The 15,653-nt window shown below is 70.8% G+C and carries 15 protein-coding genes; all 15 read left to right on the top strand.

All coding sequences use genetic code 11. From position 1 onward, the window contains the following. The first annotated feature begins 54 nt into the window (after positions 1 to 54). The 15 genes from pgsA (at position 55) to ACFYW9_RS18740 (ending at position 15,593) form a co-directional block, all read left to right on the top strand. On the top strand, positions 55 to 720 hold the full coding sequence (pgsA, locus tag ACFYW9_RS18670) for a phosphatidylinositol phosphate synthase (RefSeq protein WP_351862487.1): 666 nt from the start codon (positions 55 to 57) through the stop codon (positions 718 to 720). Continuing rightward, a complete protein-coding gene (locus tag ACFYW9_RS18675) occupies positions 717 to 1,667 on the top strand; it encodes a phosphatidylinositol mannoside acyltransferase (RefSeq protein WP_389151198.1) in 951 nt (316 codons plus the stop codon). Before pgsA ends, ACFYW9_RS18675 begins: the two co-directional genes overlap by 4 nt. Continuing rightward, positions 1,664 to 2,824 (top strand): glycosyltransferase family 4 protein, encoded by a 1,161-nt coding sequence (locus ACFYW9_RS18680; protein ID WP_389151201.1) that lies wholly within the window; start codon positions 1,664 to 1,666, stop codon positions 2,822 to 2,824. The genes ACFYW9_RS18675 and ACFYW9_RS18680 overlap by 4 nt, the downstream gene beginning before the upstream one ends. 173 nt (positions 2,825 to 2,997) lie before the next feature. Then, positions 2,998 to 3,543, top strand: coding sequence for a hypothetical protein (locus ACFYW9_RS18685; protein ID WP_326788894.1), 546 nt, complete (start codon positions 2,998 to 3,000; stop codon positions 3,541 to 3,543). 122 nt (positions 3,544 to 3,665) lie between these two features. Then, positions 3,666 to 4,580 carry a pyridoxal 5'-phosphate synthase lyase subunit PdxS gene (gene pdxS / locus ACFYW9_RS18690; RefSeq protein ID WP_037621192.1) on the top strand — a complete coding sequence of 305 codons (915 nt, stop codon included), beginning with the start codon at positions 3,666 to 3,668 and terminating at the stop codon, positions 4,578 to 4,580. A gap of 4 nt (positions 4,581 to 4,584) precedes the next feature. Continuing rightward, the gene (gene pdxT, locus ACFYW9_RS18695) at positions 4,585 to 5,190 is read left to right on the top strand and encodes a pyridoxal 5'-phosphate synthase glutaminase subunit PdxT (RefSeq protein ID WP_389151205.1); all 606 of its coding nucleotides are present in this window, start codon (positions 4,585 to 4,587) and stop codon (positions 5,188 to 5,190) included. Positions 5,191 to 5,266: 76 nt separating this feature from the next. After that, on the top strand, positions 5,267 to 6,019 hold the full coding sequence (locus ACFYW9_RS18700) for a YebC/PmpR family DNA-binding transcriptional regulator (protein ID WP_351862493.1): 753 nt from the start codon (positions 5,267 to 5,269) through the stop codon (positions 6,017 to 6,019). Between the two features lie 132 nt (positions 6,020 to 6,151). Next, entirely contained in the window at positions 6,152 to 6,748 is a 597-nt protein-coding gene (gene ruvC / locus ACFYW9_RS18705) for a crossover junction endodeoxyribonuclease RuvC (protein ID WP_389151209.1), read from the top strand. Next, positions 6,745 to 7,356: a Holliday junction branch migration protein RuvA gene (gene ruvA / locus ACFYW9_RS18710; RefSeq protein ID WP_351862495.1), complete on the top strand. Its 612-nt coding sequence runs from the start codon at positions 6,745 to 6,747 to the stop codon at positions 7,354 to 7,356. Before ruvC ends, ruvA begins: the two co-directional genes overlap by 4 nt. Positions 7,357 to 7,459: 103 nt before the next feature. Continuing rightward, the gene (gene ruvB, locus ACFYW9_RS18715; RefSeq protein WP_328667091.1) at positions 7,460 to 8,554 is read left to right on the top strand and encodes a Holliday junction branch migration DNA helicase RuvB; all 1,095 of its coding nucleotides are present in this window, start codon (positions 7,460 to 7,462) and stop codon (positions 8,552 to 8,554) included. A 163-nt stretch (positions 8,555 to 8,717) separates the two neighbouring features. After that, positions 8,718 to 9,236, top strand: a complete 519-nt coding sequence (gene yajC, locus ACFYW9_RS18720) for a preprotein translocase subunit YajC (protein WP_387302939.1) — start codon at positions 8,718 to 8,720, stop codon at positions 9,234 to 9,236. 140 nt (positions 9,237 to 9,376) lie between these two features. After that, complete coding sequence (gene secD / locus ACFYW9_RS18725) at positions 9,377 to 11,143, top strand: protein translocase subunit SecD (protein WP_389151215.1); 1,767 nt, start codon at positions 9,377 to 9,379, stop codon at positions 11,141 to 11,143. Position 11,144: 1 nt separating this feature from the next. Then, positions 11,145 to 12,263 carry a protein translocase subunit SecF gene (gene secF, locus ACFYW9_RS18730; protein WP_351862498.1) on the top strand — a complete coding sequence of 373 codons (1,119 nt, stop codon included), beginning with the start codon at positions 11,145 to 11,147 and terminating at the stop codon, positions 12,261 to 12,263. Then, positions 12,260 to 12,799, top strand: coding sequence for an adenine phosphoribosyltransferase (locus ACFYW9_RS18735; RefSeq protein ID WP_151468457.1), 540 nt, complete (start codon positions 12,260 to 12,262; stop codon positions 12,797 to 12,799). The genes secF and ACFYW9_RS18735 overlap by 4 nt, the downstream gene beginning before the upstream one ends. A 229-nt stretch (positions 12,800 to 13,028) precedes the next feature. Continuing rightward, on the top strand, positions 13,029 to 15,593 hold the full coding sequence (locus ACFYW9_RS18740; RefSeq protein ID WP_351862499.1) for a RelA/SpoT family protein: 2,565 nt from the start codon (positions 13,029 to 13,031) through the stop codon (positions 15,591 to 15,593). Positions 15,594 to 15,653 lie beyond the last annotated feature (60 nt).

A 15,653-nucleotide genomic window follows, 5' to 3' on the forward strand; every position in this document is an offset into this window, starting at 1 on the left:
GGGCCAGCCGACGGCCAGCAGGGGCCCCCGGCGACACCGACCCTCGGGAAGGCCATGCTGAACAAGTACGCGCGTGCATTCTTCACGCGTGTCCTCACACCGTTCGCCGCGTTTCTCGTCCGCCGGGGGGTGAGCCCCGACACGGTCACCCTCCTGGGCACGGCCGGAGTCATGGCGGGGGCGCTGGTCTTCTTCCCCCGGGGAGAGTTCTTCTGGGGAACGATCGTCATCACACTCTTCGTGTTCTCGGACCTGGTCGACGGGAACATGGCGCGCCAGCTCGGCCGCTCCAGCCGCTGGGGCGCCTTCCTGGACTCCACCCTCGACCGGGTCGCCGACGGCGCGATCTTCGGCGGCTTCGCGCTCTGGTACGCGGGCAACGGCGACGACAACGTCCTGTGCGCCGTCTCGATCTTCTGTCTCGCCAGCGGCCAGGTGGTGTCGTACACCAAGGCCCGCGGCGAGTCGATCGGCCTGCCGGTCGCGGTCAACGGTCTCGTCGAGCGCGCGGAGCGGCTGGTGATCTCGCTGGTCGCGGCCGGCCTGGCGGGACTGCACACGTTCGGTGTGCCCGGCGTCCAGGTGCTGCTGCCCATCGCGCTGTGGATCGTCGCCGTCGGCAGCCTCGTCACGCTGATCCAGCGCGTCGTCACCGTCCGCCGGGAGGCCGCCGAGGCGGACGCCGGGGTCACCGGGCAGAGCAGTGAGGCCACCTCGTGACCAGCCTGCGGGACAGGCTGGTGGACGGCGCCTACGCCGCGGGCTGGAGCGTCGTCAAGAAGCTTCCCGAGCCGGTCGCCGTGGGCCTCGGCCGCACGATCGCCGACATCGCCTGGAAGCGGCGCGGCAAGGGCGTCCAGCGCCTGGAGAGCAACTACGCGCGCGTGGTGCCGGACGCGACACCGCAGCGGCTCGCGGAGCTCTCCAGGGCCGGCATGCGTTCGTACCTGCGCTACTGGATGGAGTCGTTCCGGCTTCCCTCGTGGAGCGAGGAGCGGGTGGCGAACGGCTGCGAGATCAAGGACGCGCACCGTCTCACCGACGGCATCGCCTCCGACCGGGGCGTCATCCTGGCGCTTCCGCACATGGCGAACTGGGATCTCGCGGGCGCCTGGGTCACCACCGGGCTGAAGACGCCGTTCACGACCGTCGCCGAGCGCCTCAGGCCCGAATCGCTGTACGACCGTTTCGTCGCCTACCGGGAGGGCCTCGGCATGGAGGTCCTGCCGCACAGCGGGGGTGCCGCGTTCGGCACGCTGGCCCGGCGCCTGCGCGACGGCGGACTGATCTGCCTGGTCGCCGAACGGGACCTGTCCGCTTCGGGCGTCGAGGTGGAGTTCTTCGGCGAGAAGACCCGGATGCCCGCGGGGCCCGCCCTGCTCGCCCAGCAGACCGGCGCCCTCCTGCTGCCCGTGACGCTCTGGTACGACGACTCGCCCGTGATGCGCGGCCAGGTGCATCCGCCGGTCGAGGTCCCCGAGTCAGGCAGCCGTGCCGAGAAGACGTCTGTCATGACACAGGCGCTGGCCGACGCCTTCGCCCACGGCATCGCCGAGCACCCGGAGGACTGGCACATGCTGCAGCGGTTGTGGCTCAAGGACCTCGACGCCGGGAAGGCCCCCCGAGAGGGGGCCGGCACCGCGGATCCCGAGAAGAGGGCCTCGTGAGGATCGGCATCGTCTGCCCGTACTCCTGGGACGTCCCCGGCGGCGTCCAGTTCCACATCCGCGACCTGGCCGAACACCTCATCGGCCTGGGGCACCACGTATCCGTCCTCGCCCCCGCGGACGACGACACGCCCCTGCCGCCGTACGTCGTCTCGGCGGGCCGCGCGGTCCCGGTTCCGTACAACGGCTCGGTGGCGCGGCTGAACTTCGGCTTCCTGTCGGCGGCCCGGGTGCGGCGCTGGCTGCACGAGGGCACCTTCGACGTGGTGCACATCCACGAGCCGTCCTCGCCGTCGCTCGGCCTGCTCACGTGCTGGGCGGCGCAGGGCCCGATCGTCGCGACCTTCCACACCTCGAACCCGCGCTCCCGGGCGATGGTCGCCGCGTACTCCATCCTCCAGGCCGCCCTGGAGAAGATCAGCGCGCGGATCGCCGTGAGCGAGTACGCCCGGCGCACCCTGGTCGAGCACCTCGGCGGTGACGCCGTCGTCATCCCGAACGGCGTCGACGTCGACTTCTTCGCCCGGGCCAAGCCCAAGCCCGAGTGGCAGGGCGACACCATCGGGTTCATCGGCCGCATCGACGAGCCCCGCAAGGGCCTGCCGGTGCTCATGAAGGCCCTGCCGACGATCCTGGCCGAGCGCCCGCAGACGCGGCTGCTGGTCGCCGGGCGCGGCGACGAGAAGGAGGCCGTGGAGTCGCTGCCCGCCGAGATGCGTTCGCGCGTCGAGTTCCTCGGCATGGTCAGCGACGAGGACAAGGCCCGTTTCCTGCGCAGCATCGACCTCTACGTCGCGCCCAACACGGGCGGCGAGAGCTTCGGGATCATCCTGGTCGAGGCGATGTCCGCCGGAGCACCCGTGCTCGCCGCGGATCTCGACGCGTTCGCCCAGGTCCTCGACCAGGGCGCGGCGGGTGAGCTGTTCGCCAACGAGGACGCCGACGACCTGGCCGCCGCCGCGCTGCGGCTGCTCGCCGACCCGGAGCGCCGGGCCGCGCTGCGCGAGCGGGGGAGCGAGCACGTACGGCGCTTCGACTGGTCGACGGTCGGCGCGGACATCCTGTCCGTGTACGAGACGGTGACGGACGGAGCCGCCGCGGTGGCCACGGACGAACGCACGGGCCTGCGCGCCCGCTTCGGGCTGGCCCGGGACTGACGTCCCCGGGCTCCGGGCGGGACGCCGATGGCGCCGCCGCGCCGAGAACGGCCGGAACGTGACGGTCCGGAGCGGGCCGGGCCGGGCGGCGGGCCCGGGAGCGGCCGGGTCTCCGACGGGCGGTCCACCTCGCGCACGGGGACCGGTGAGGCGCACGGGTAGCCTTGCCGCCCGTGACCGCAACCCTCATCTGGACCCTCGTCGGCCTCGTCGCGATCGGCCTCTACCTGAGCTGGACCGCCGGGCGTCTCGACCGGCTGCACGCCCGTATCGACGCCGCCCGCGCCGCCCTCGACGCGCAGTTGCTGCGCCGGGCCTCCGTGGCGCAGGAACTGGCCACCTCCGGGGTGCTCGACCCGGCCGCCTCGATCGTGCTCTACGAAGCGGCGCACGCGGCCCGGCAGGCCGAGGAGGAGCAGCGCGAGGTGGCCGAGAGCGAGCTGAGCCAGGCCCTGCGCGCGGTGTTCGGGGAGCCCCAGCAGGTCGAGGCGGTACGCGAGGTGCCCGGCGGCGAGGAGGCGGCCGGCGAGCTGGCCCAGGCCGTGCGCCGGGTGCCGATGGCGCGGCGCTTCCACAACGACGCCGTACGTGCCGCCCGCGCCCTGCGCCGGCACCGCAAGGTCCGCTGGTTCCGCCTCGCGGGCCACGCCCCGTTCCCCATGGCCTTCGAGATGGACGACGAGCCCCCGACGGCTCTGGCGGACCGGCCGACGAACTGATGTACACCGGTGGGCCGGGACGAAAACGATCCACCGGCTCCCCATTGGCCCTTGCAGTGGACTGGTCGCCTCGCGTTTCCTCGGAGCTGCAGAAATCCCCTTTCCCCGAGTGAGGTCAACCCGTGTCCAGCACCCTCCCCAACTCCGCCGAGAACACTGCGATCGGTACCGCCCGCGTCAAGCGCGGCATGGCCGAGCAGCTCAAGGGCGGTGTGATCATGGACGTGGTCAACGCCGAGCAGGCGAAGATCGCCGAGGACGCCGGTGCCGTGGCCGTCATGGCCCTGGAGCGGGTCCCCGCCGACATCCGCAAGGACGGCGGCGTCGCCCGGATGTCGGACCCGAACATGATCGAGGAGATCATCGAGGCGGTCTCCATCCCGGTGATGGCCAAGTCCCGCATCGGCCACTTCGTCGAGGCCCAGGTCCTTCAGTCCCTCGGCGTCGACTACATCGACGAGTCCGAGGTCCTCACCCCGGCCGACGAGGTGAACCACTCGGACAAGTTCGCGTTCACCACCCCCTTCGTCTGCGGTGCCACCAACCTGGGCGAGGCCCTGCGCCGTATCGCCGAGGGCGCGGCCATGATCCGCTCCAAGGGCGAGGCCGGCACCGGCAACGTCGTCGAGGCCGTCCGCCACCTGCGCCAGATCAAGAACGAGATCGCCCGCCTGCGCGGCTTCGACAACAACGAGCTGTACGCCGCCGCCAAGGACCTGCGCGCCCCCTACGAGCTCGTCAAGGAGGTCGCCGAGCTCGGCAAGCTGCCGGTCGTGCTGTTCTCCGCCGGTGGTGTCGCCACCCCCGCCGACGCCGCGCTCATGCGCCAGCTCGGCGCCGAGGGCGTCTTCGTCGGCTCCGGCATCTTCAAGTCCGGCGACCCGGCCAAGCGTGCCGCCGCCATCGTGAAGGCCACCACCTTCTACGACGACCCGAAGATCATCGCGGACGCGTCCCGCAACCTCGGCGAGGCCATGGTCGGCATCAACTGCGACACCCTCCCCGAGACCGAGCGCTACGCCAACCGCGGCTGGTAGTCACATGAGCACTCCTGTCATCGGTGTCCTGGCTCTCCAGGGCGACGTACGGGAACACCTCATCGCCCTGGCCGCGGCGGACGCCGTGGCCAGGCCGGTGCGGCGGCCCGAGGAGCTCGCCGAGGTCGACGGTCTGGTCATACCCGGCGGCGAGTCCACCACCATCTCCAAGCTGGCGGTCCTCTTCGGAGTGATGGAGCCGCTGCGCGCGCGGGTCCGCGACGGCCTGCCCGTCTACGGCACCTGCGCCGGCATGATCATGCTCGCCGACAAGATCCTCGACCCGCGCTCGGGCCAGGAGACCATCGGCGGCATCGACATGATCGTGCGCCGCAACGCCTTCGGACGGCAGAACGAGTCCTTCGAGGCGGCGGTCGACGTCAAGGGCGTCGAGGGCGATCCTGTAGAGGGCGTCTTCATCCGCGCACCCTGGGTCGAGTCGGTCGGTGCCGAGGCCGAGGTGCTCGCCGAGCACGGCGGCCACATCGTCGCGGTACGCCAGGGAAACGCGCTCGCCACGTCGTTCCACCCGGAACTGACGGGCGATCACCGCGTGCACGGTCTGTTCGTCGACATGGTGCGCGCGAACCGGACACCGGCGTCCTTGTAGGATCTGTGGGGTCTTCCCAGGCTCCCGAAGCCTGGGGGAGTCCGTACAGGTTGGGTTACGCGAAGGAGACAGGCAGATGTCCGGCCACTCTAAATGGGCTACGACGAAGCACAAGAAGGCCGTGATCGACGCCAAGCGCGGCAAGCTCTTCGCGAAGATGATCAAGAACATCGAGGTCGCGGCCCGGACCGGCGGCGCCGATGTGTCCGGCAACCCGACGCTGTTCGACGCCATCCAGAAGGCGAAGAAGAGCTCGGTCCCGAACAAGAACATCGACTCCGCGGTCAAGCGCGGCGCCGGTCTCGAAGCCGGTGGCGCCGACTACGAGACGATCATGTACGAGGGTTACGGCCCGAACGGTGTCGCGGTGCTCATCGAGTGCCTCACCGACAACCGCAACCGCGCCGCCTCCGACGTGCGCGTCGCCATGACCCGCAACGGCGGGAGCATGGCCGACCCGGGCTCCGTGTCGTACCTCTTCAACCGCAAGGGCGTCATCGTCGTCCCCAAGGGCGAGCTGACCGAGGACGACGTCCTCGGTGCCGTGCTCGACGCGGGCGCCGAGGAGGTCAACGACCTCGGCGAGAGCTTCGAGGTCCTCTCCGAGGCCACCGACCTGGTCGCGGTGCGCACCGCGCTCCAGGAAGCCGGCATCGACTACGACTCCGCCGACGCCAACTTCGTCCCGACCATGCAGGTCGAGCTCGACGAGGAGGGCGCCCGGAAGGTCTTCAAGCTGATCGACGCCCTGGAGGACAGCGACGACGTGCAGAACGTCTTCGCCAACTTCGACGTCAGCGACGAGGTCATGGAGAAGGTCGACGCCTGACCGAGGGCTTGCTCGAAGCGACGGGCCGACGGGACACCCCCCGTCGGCCCGTCGCTCTGTCAGTGGCACCCGATAGCCTGCACGAACTGGGGAGACCCCCGGTGACGACGTGCGCGATCGAAGGAGGGCCAGGTGCGGGTGCTGGGTGTCGACCCCGGGCTGACCCGGTGCGGTGTCGGGGTGGTCGAAGGAGTCGCCGGGCGGCCCCTGACCATGCTCGGCGTCGGAGTCGTACGCACCCCCGCCGACGCCGAGCTGGGCCTTCGCCTGGTCGCCGTCGAGCAGGGGATCGAGCGGTGGCTCGACGAGTACGAACCCGAGTACGTCGCCGTGGAGCGCGTGTTCAGCCAGCACAACGTCCGGACCGTGATGGGCACCGCCCAGGCCAGCGCCGTCGCCATGCTCTGCGCGGCCCGGCGCGGCATCCCCGTCGCCCTGCACACCCCGAGCGAGGTCAAGGCCGCCGTCACCGGCAGCGGCCGCGCGGACAAGGCCCAGGTCGGCGCGATGGTCACCCGGCTGCTCCGGCTCTCCGCGCCGCCCAGGCCCGCCGACGCGGCGGACGCCCTCGCGCTCGCCATCTGCCACATCTGGCGCGCCCCCGCCCAGAACAGACTCCAGCAGGCCGCCGCGCGGATCGGTCCCGACCGGGCCGTCGCGCAGAACAGACTCCAGCAGGCCGCGGCCGCGCACGCCCAGAACCCAGCATCGAAAGGCCGTACCGCATGATCGCCTTCGTCAGCGGCCCGGTCGCCGCCCTCGCCCCCGACTCCGCGGTCGTCGAGGTCGGCGGCATCGGCATCGCCGTCCAGTGCTCGCCCAGCACGCTCTCCGGGCTCCGCACGGGACAGCAGGCCAAACTCGCCACCTCCCTCGTCGTCCGCGAGGACTCGCTCACCCTCTACGGCTTCGCCGACGACGACGAACGCCAGGTCTTCGAGCTGCTCCAGACCGCGAGCGGCGTCGGCCCGCGCCTGGCCCAGGCGATGCTCGCCGTGCACAGCCCCGACGCCCTGCGCCGTGCCGTGTCCACCGGCGACGAGAAGGCCCTCATCGCCGTTCCCGGCATCGGCAAGAAGGGCGCCCAGAAGCTGCTGCTGGACCTCAAGGACCGGCTCGGCGAGCCCCTCGGCGCCGGCGGCCCCGCCATCGGCACGGCGGTCACCGCCGGCTGGCGCGACCAGCTGCACGCCGCGCTCATCGGCCTCGGGTACGCGACCCGCGAGGCCGACGAGGCGGTCGCCGCCGTCGCCCCGCAGGCCGAGGCCGCCGAGGGCACCCCGCAGGTCGGCCGGCTCCTCCGGGCCGCCCTGCAGACCCTGAACCGGACACGCTGAACGGCCCGGGCCCCCGGGCCCGGGACGGGCGCGCGCCCCGGTGCGGCCCGCGCCCGCCGCACCGCCGACCGCCCCACCACCACGAGACCGCGAGGCACCACCGATGAACTGGGACGACACGACAGACGAAGCCGCCGACGAGCGGCTCGTCGGCGCCACCGCGGAGCGGCTGGTGCGATCGGTCGCCGACGGAGAGGACCAGGCCGTCGAGGCCGCGCTGCGCCCCAAGGACCTGGACGAGTTCATCGGCCAGGAGAAGGTCCGCGAGCAGCTCGACCTGGTCCTGCGTGCCGCACGCGCGCGCGGGGCCACCGCCGACCACGTGCTGCTCTCCGGCGCTCCCGGCCTCGGCAAGACCACCCTCTCCATGATCATCGCGGCCGAGATGGGCGCCCCCATCCGCATCACCAGCGGCCCCGCCATCCAGCACGCCGGCGACCTCGCCGCGATCCTCTCCTCCCTCCAGGAGGGCGAGGTCCTCTTCCTCGACGAGATCCACCGCATGTCCCGGCCCGCCGAGGAGATGCTCTACATGGCGATGGAGGACTTCCGCGTCGACGTCATCGTCGGCAAGGGCCCCGGCGCCACCGCCATCCCGCTGGAGCTGCCCCCGTTCACGCTGGTCGGCGCCACCACCCGCGCGGGACTGCTGCCCCCGCCGCTGCGCGACCGCTTTGGCTTCACCGCGCACATGGAGTTCTACGAACCGGCCGAACTGGAGCGGGTCGTCCACCGCTCCGCCGGCCTTCTGGACGTCGAGATCGGCGCCGAGGGGGCCGCGGAGATCGCCGGCCGCTCCCGTGGCACGCCCCGCATCGCCAACCGCCTGCTGCGCCGCGTACGCGACTACGCGCAGGTCAGAGCGGACGGGATCATCACCAGGGAGATCGCCAACGCGGCCCTGAAGGTCTACGAGGTCGACGCGCGGGGTCTGGACCGGCTCGACCGCGGAGTTCTCGAAGCCCTGATCAAGCTTTTCGGCGGCGGCCCTGTCGGATTGTCCACACTTGCTGTCGCTGTGGGGGAGGAGCGTGAGACCGTGGAGGAGGTCGCCGAGCCCTTCCTCGTAAGGGAGGGACTCCTCGCGCGCACTCCCCGTGGCCGGGTGGCGACACCCGCGGCATGGGCGCATCTCGGCCTCACGCCGCCCCGCCGTTCGGCAGGCGGAAACGGACAAGAAGACCTGTTCGGGGCGTGACGGCGTGCGTACGTACCGGGGCAGGAACCCCGGTGCCATGCTGAGCGTTGTTCCCTGAGTGCGGACTCGCTTAGACTCCGCCGATGCCGCCCATGTCGGCGGCATACATACCCCCATCCAGCAGGCCGCTCACCTTTGCGGTTGAAGAAGGAAGTCCCGACCCGTGAGTCCTCTGACCCTCCTCCCGTTCATCGTGCTCATCGGGGCCATGTTCCTGATGACCCGGTCGGCCAAGAAGAAGCAGCAGCAGGCGGCTTCCATGCGCAACGAGCTGCAGCCCGGCTCCGGCGTGCGCACGATCGGCGGTATGTACGCCACCGTCAAGGAGGTCAACGAGGACACGGTCCTCCTCGACGCCGCCCCGGGCGTCGACCTGCTCTTCGCGAAGAACGCGATCGGCGCCGTCCTCACGGACGACGAGTACAACCGCATCGTTCACGGCATCGAGCACGACCTGAAGGCCGACGGAACCGTCGTGCCGGACGACGCCTCCTCCCTCACCGAGACCGACGAGCCCGCCGCCGACGCCTCTTCCGACGCCTCCGACGACAAGCCTCTCGACCTCGGCAAGAAGGACGCGGCCGACAAGCCCGCCGACGAGGTCGTCGCGGCGAAGGCCGACGAGGCCGTCGCCGATGACGCGGAGCCGAAGAAGACCGACGGCGGGGCCGACGCGAAGTAGTCACGACCCGGGAGCCCGGCCCGATCCGCTCGCGCCGCGCACCTCCCGGGACGTGCTGTTCTCGCACGGAGTCCCGACACCATGGCATGGCCGTTCCGCGCTCACCCGGCGCAGGGCGGCCCGAGAGGGAGTACGAGAAGGTGGCAGCACCGAAGAAGGGCCGGAGCGCGAGCGCCCAGAGCAGGCCGGGGCGCTCGCTGGCCCTGATCCTGATCGCCATCGCGGCGCTCACCGGAGGGATGTTCGCCTCCGGGCACACCACTCCGCGTCTCGGCATCGATCTCGCCGGCGGCACGAGCATCACGCTCACGGCGAAGAACGAGCCGGGCCAGCCCAACGCGATCAACAAGACCAACATGGACACCGCGGTCGACATCATGAACCGCCGTGTCAACGGTCTCGGTGTCTCCGAGGCCGAGGTTCAGACCCAGGGATCCGACAACATCATTGTCAACATCCCCAAGGGCACGAACTCCGAGGAAGCCCGGGCGCAGGTCGGCACCACCGCCAAGCTCTACTTCCGCCCCGTGCTGACCACCGACGTCTCCGGTGCGGCGGCGTCGTCCAGCCCGTCGCCGAGCGCCTCCAGCAGCCCCTCCGGCAAGGCCGAGGACAAGGCGACCCCGTCCTCCTCGTCCTCCGCGACGCCGTCGGCCTCCGCCACCACCCAGGGCCGCGTGGTCACCGACGCCCTGAAGGCGGGTTCCTCGCCGTCCGCGAGCAGCACCCCGAGCGCCTCGGCCTCCGCCTCCGCCAGCTCCTCGCCGTCCGCGAGCGCCAGCGTGGACCCGGCGACCGCCAAGCTCCAGGCCGAGTACGCCGCGATCGACTGCACCGACAAGTCGGTCCGTGCCAAGGCCGGTGCCGGCACCAAGCCGACCGACCCGATCGTGGCCTGCGGTCAGGACAAGAACTCCGCGGGTGAGTGGCAGAAGTACATCCTCGGCCCGGCCGAGGTGGCCGGCACGGACATCAAGAAGGCCGGCGCGGTCTTCGACACGCAGAGCGCCGCGGGCTGGAAGGTCACCATGGACTTCACGTCCGGTGGCTCCAAGAAGTTCGCCGCCATCACCGGCAAGCTCGCCCAGAACCAGCCGCCGCAGAACCAGTTCGCGATCGTCCTCGACGGCCAGGTCGTCTCCGACCCCTCCGTGGCCCAGTCGCTGAGCGGCAGCGCGGAGATCTCCGGCAGCTTCACCCAGACCGAGGCCGAGAGCCTGGCCAACATGCTGAAGTACGGCGCCCTGCCGCTCAGCTTCAAGGAGTCCAGCGTCACCACGGTGACCGCCGCACTCGGTGGCGAGCAGCTGCACGCCGGTCTGATCGCGGGCGCCATCGGCCTCGCCCTGGTCGTCCTCTACCTGGTGATCTACTACCGGGGCCTGTCGGTCATCGCCATCGCGTCCCTGGGCGTCTCGGCGATCCTCACCTACGTGCTCATGGCGCTGCTCGGCCCGGCCATCGGCTTCGCGCTGAACCTCCCGGCCGTCTGCGGTGCGATCGTCGCGATCGGTATCACCGCGGACTCGTTCATCGTGTTCTTCGAACGCATCCGTGACGAGATCCGCGAGGGCCGCACCCTGCGTCCGGCCGTCGAGCGTGCCTGGCCGCGTGCCCGGCGCACCATCCTGGTCTCCGACTTCGTGTCGTTCCTGGCCGCCGCGGTGCTCTTCATCGTCACCGTCGGCAAGGTCCAGGGCTTCGCGTTCACCCTCGGTCTGACCACCGTGCTCGACGTCGTCGTCGTGTTCTTCTTCACCAAGCCGCTGATGACGATCCTCGCCCGCAGGAAGTTCTTCGCGGAGGGTCACAGCTGGTCCGGCCTCGACCCGAAGCGACTGGGCGCCAAGCCGCCGCTGCGCCGCACCCGTCGCGCGTCCGCCCCCGTCGACACGAAGGAGGCGTGAGATGTCGAAACTCGGCACCCTCGGCGCCCGGCTCCACCGCGGCGAGATCGGCTACGACTTCGTCGGCAAGCGCAAGATCTGGTACGGCGTCTCGATCCTGATCACCATCACGGCCATCCTCGGCCTGACGGTGCGCGGCCTGAACATGGGCATCGAGTTCCAGGGCGGCGCCGTCTTCACCACCACCGGGAAGAGCAGCGTCTCGGTGAGCCAGGCCGAGACGTTCGCGGAGGAGGCCTCCGGCCACGACGCGATCGTCCAGCAGCTCGGCAAGGGCGGCCTGCGCATCCAGATCGCCGGTATCGACACCGACAAGTCCGACACGATCAAGCAGAAGCTCGCCACGGACCTGAAGGTCGACTCCGAGGACATCAACGCCGACCTGGTCGGTCCGAGCTGGGGTGACCAGATCGCCAACAAGGCCTGGGAGGGCCTGGCGATCTTCATGGTCCTGGTCGTGATCTACCTGGCGATCGCCTTCGAGTGGCGCATGGCCATCGCCGCCCTGGTGGCCCTGATCCACGACATCACCATCACGGTCGGCATCTACGCCCTGGTCGGCTTCGAGGTCACCCCGGGCACCGTGATCGGTCTGCTCACGATCCTCGGTTACTCGCTCTACGACACGGTCGTCGTCTTCGACAGCCTCAAGGAGCAGACGAAGGACATCACCAAGCAGACCCGCTGGACCTACAGCGACGTCGCCGACCGCTCGATCAACAGCACCCTGGTGCGTTCCATCAACACCACGGTGGTCGCGCTCCTGCCGGTCGCCGGCCTGCTGTTCATCGGCGGCGGTGTGCTCGGAGCCGGCATGCTCAACGACATCTCGCTGTCGCTGTTCGTCGGTCTCGCGGCCGGCGCGTACTCCTCGATCTTCATCGCCACGCCGCTCGTCGCCGACCTCAAGGAGCGCGAGCCGGAGATGAAGGCCCTGCGCAAGCGGGTCCTCGCCAAGCGGGCCCAGGCGGCCGCCAAGGGCGAGTCCCTGGAGCCGCAGGCCGCCGAGGCGGCGTACGGGGACGACGAGGACGACGTCACCCCGGCGGTCGTCGGCCCCCGCAACCAGCCCGCGTCCCGCGCCCGCGGCCGCGGCCGCCCCTCGGGGAAGCGCCGATGACCGGCATCGAAGAGCTGCTGACCAGCCGTATCCGTGACGTGGCCGACTACCCGGAGCCGGGAGTGATGTTCAAGGACATCACCCCGCTCCTGGCCGACCCGGCCGCGTTCGGCGCCCTGACCGGCGCTCTGGCGGACATCGCCGTGCGCAACGGCGCCACCAAGATCGTCGGTCTGGAGGCCCGCGGCTTCATCCTCGGGGCCCCGGTCGCCGTCCACGCGGGTATCGGCTTCATCCCCGTGCGCAAGGCGGGCAAGCTCCCCGGAGCGACCCTGTCGCAGGCGTACGACCTGGAGTACGGCTCCGCCGAGATCGAGGTGCACGCCGAGGACCTGAGCGCGGCCGACCGCGTGCTGGTCGTCGACGACGTCCTCGCCACCGGCGGCACCGCCGAGGCGTCGCTCCAGCTCATCCGCCGGGCGGGCGCCGAGGTCGCGGGTGTCGCCGTGCTGATGGAGCTCGGCTTCCTGGGCGGCCGCGGCCGTCTGGAGCCGGCTCTGGCCGGGGCTCCCCTGGAGGCGCTCCTGACGGTCTGAGGACCGCGTGCGCGCCACCCGGGAGTCCGCTCCCGGAAAGGCCCCCGAAAGGCCTGAGGCACCCGTAGGACACCCTGGAGGCGGGCCCGGAGGAATCCGGCGCCCGCCTCCGGCGTTTCCCCCCACGAGGCCGCTGCCGGCGGCCGACAGCGAGTCCGGCGCGAAGGATCGCTACCATGGGGTTTCCGGAGCCTGACCGGGGGACCCGGATCGCGCACGAGGAGCCCTCTTGCCAGACGAGGCCCAGCCACTCGCCCCCAGCGCGGAACGCCTGGGGCGAACCGCCTCCACCCAGCCCGAGCCCGCCCCGGGTGCCGCGGAGAAGCCCGCACAAAACGGAGCGAGCGGGCCGGTCGAGCACGCCCAGTCCGCGCCCGACGGAGCGGCGGCCGAGGGAGCACGTCCCAAGCCGGTGCCGCCCGAGCGCCCCGCGAACACCCCGGCGGTCCGTCCCACGGCAGCGCAGCCCACCCGCTCCGGCGGCTCCTCGAACCGCGTCCGAGCCCGCCTCGCCCGCCTCGGCGTCCAGCGCTCGAACCCGTACAACCCGGTTCTGGAACCGTTGCTGCGCATAGTCCGCAGCAACGACCCCAAGATCGAGACGTCGACGCTCCGGCAGATCGAGAAGGCGTACCAGGTCGCCGAGCGCTGGCACCGCGGCCAGAAGCGCAAGAGCGGCGACCCGTACATCACGCACCCGCTCGCCGTCACCACCATCCTCGCCGAGCTGGGCATGGACCCGGCGACGCTCATGGCCGGCCTCCTGCACGACACGGTCGAGGACACCGAGTACGGCCTCGACACCCTGCGCCGCGACTTCGGCGACCAGGTCGGGCTGCTCGTCGACGGCGTCACCAAGCTGGACAAGGTCAAGTTCGGCGAGGCCGCCCAGGCCGAGACCGTGCGCAAGATGGTCGTGGCGATGGCCAAGGACCCCCGCGTCCTGGTCATCAAGCTCGCCGACCGCCTGCACAACATGCGCACCATGCGCTATCTCAAGCGCGAGAAGCAGGAGAAGAAGGCGCGCGAGACCCTGGAGATCTACGCGCCGCTCGCCCACCGCCTGGGCATGAACACCATCAAGTGGGAGCTGGAGGACCTCGCCTTCGCGATCCTCTACCCCAAGATGTACGACGAGATCGTGCGCCTGGTCGCCGAGCGCGCCCCCAAGCGCGACGAGTACCTCGCCATAGTGACCGACGAGGTCCAGTCCGACCTGCGCGCGGCCCGCATCAAGGCGACCGTCACCGGCCGCCCGAAGCACTACTACAGCGTCTACCAGAAGATGATCGTCCGCGGCCGTGACTTCGCGGAGATCTACGACCTGGTGGGCATCCGCGTCCTCGTGGACACCGTCCGCGACTGCTACGCGGCACTCGGCACCGTGCACGCGCGATGGAACCCGGTCCCCGGCCGGTTCAAGGACTACATCGCGATGCCGAAGTTCAACATGTACCAGTCGCTGCACACGACGGTGATCGGCCCCAACGGCAAGCCCGTCGAACTCCAGATCCGTACGTTCGACATGCACCGCCGTGCCGAGTACGGCATCGCCGCGCACTGGAAGTACAAGCAGGAGACCGTCGCCGGTTCCTCCAAGATCCGCACCGACGTGCCCCGGGCGGCCAAGGGCAGCGCGGGCCAGGACACCGTCAACGACATGGCGTGGCTGCGTCAGTTGCTCGACTGGCAGAAGGAGACCGAGGACCCCAGCGAGTTCCTGGAGTCCCTGCGCTTCGACCTGTCGCGCAACGAGGTCTTCGTGTTCACGCCCAAGGGCGACGTCATAGCGCTTCCGGCCGGCGCGACACCGGTGGACTTCGCGTACGCGGTCCACACGGAGGTCGGCCACCGGACGATAGGAGCACGGGTCAACGGCCGCCTGGTGCCCCTCGAATCGACCCTGGACAACGGCGACCTGGTGGAGGTCTTCACCTCCAAGGCGGCCGGCGCGGGCCCCTCCCGCGACTGGCTCGGCTTCGTGAAGTCGCCGCGGGCCCGCAACAAGATCCGCGCGTGGTTCTCCAAGGAACGCCGTGACGAGGCGATCGAGCACGGCAAGGACGCCATCGCCCGCGCGATGCGCAAGCAGAACCTGCCGATCCAGCGGATCCTCACCGGCGACTCCCTGGTCACCCTCGCGCACGAGATGCGCTACCCCGACATCTCGTCGCTGTACGCGGCGATCGGCGAGGGTCATGTCACCGCCCAGAGCGTCGTCCAGAAGCTCGTCCAGGCGCTCGGCGGCGAGGAGGCGGCCACCGAGGAGATGGACGAGGCCGTACCGTCCGCCCGGGGCCGTGGCCGCAAGCGGCGCAGCAACAACGACCCCGGGGTGGTCGTCAAGGGCGTCGACGACGTGTGGGTCAAGCTCGCCCGCTGCTGCACGCCGGTGCCGGGCGACCCGATCATCGGGTTCGTCACCCGCGGCAGCGGTGTCTCGGTCCACCGCAGCGACTGCGTCAACGTCGACTCGCTCTCGCGCGAGCCCGAACGCATCCTCGAGGTCGAGTGGGCGCCCACCCAGTCCTCGGTCTTCCTGGTCGCCATACAGGTCGAGGCCCTGGACCGGTCCCGGCTGCTGTCGGACGTCACCCGCGTCCTGTCCGACCAGCACGTCAACATCCTGTCCGCGGCCGTCCAGACCTCCCGCGACCGGGTCGCCACCTCCCGGTTCACCTTCGAGATGGGCGACCCCAAGCACCTGGGGCACGTCCTGAAGGCCGTACGAGGCGTCGAGGGCGTCTACGACGTGTACCGCGTGACATCGGCCCGCAGGCCCTCCGAGGCCTGACGCCCGCCGTCGCCCGTCCGCCCGGCCGGGCGGACGGGCAGCCACACGGCCGGGCGCAGA

The sequence above is a fragment of the Streptomyces sp. NPDC002698 genome, assembly GCF_042888945.1.
GTDB lineage: Bacteria > Actinomycetota > Actinomycetes > Streptomycetales > Streptomycetaceae > Streptomyces.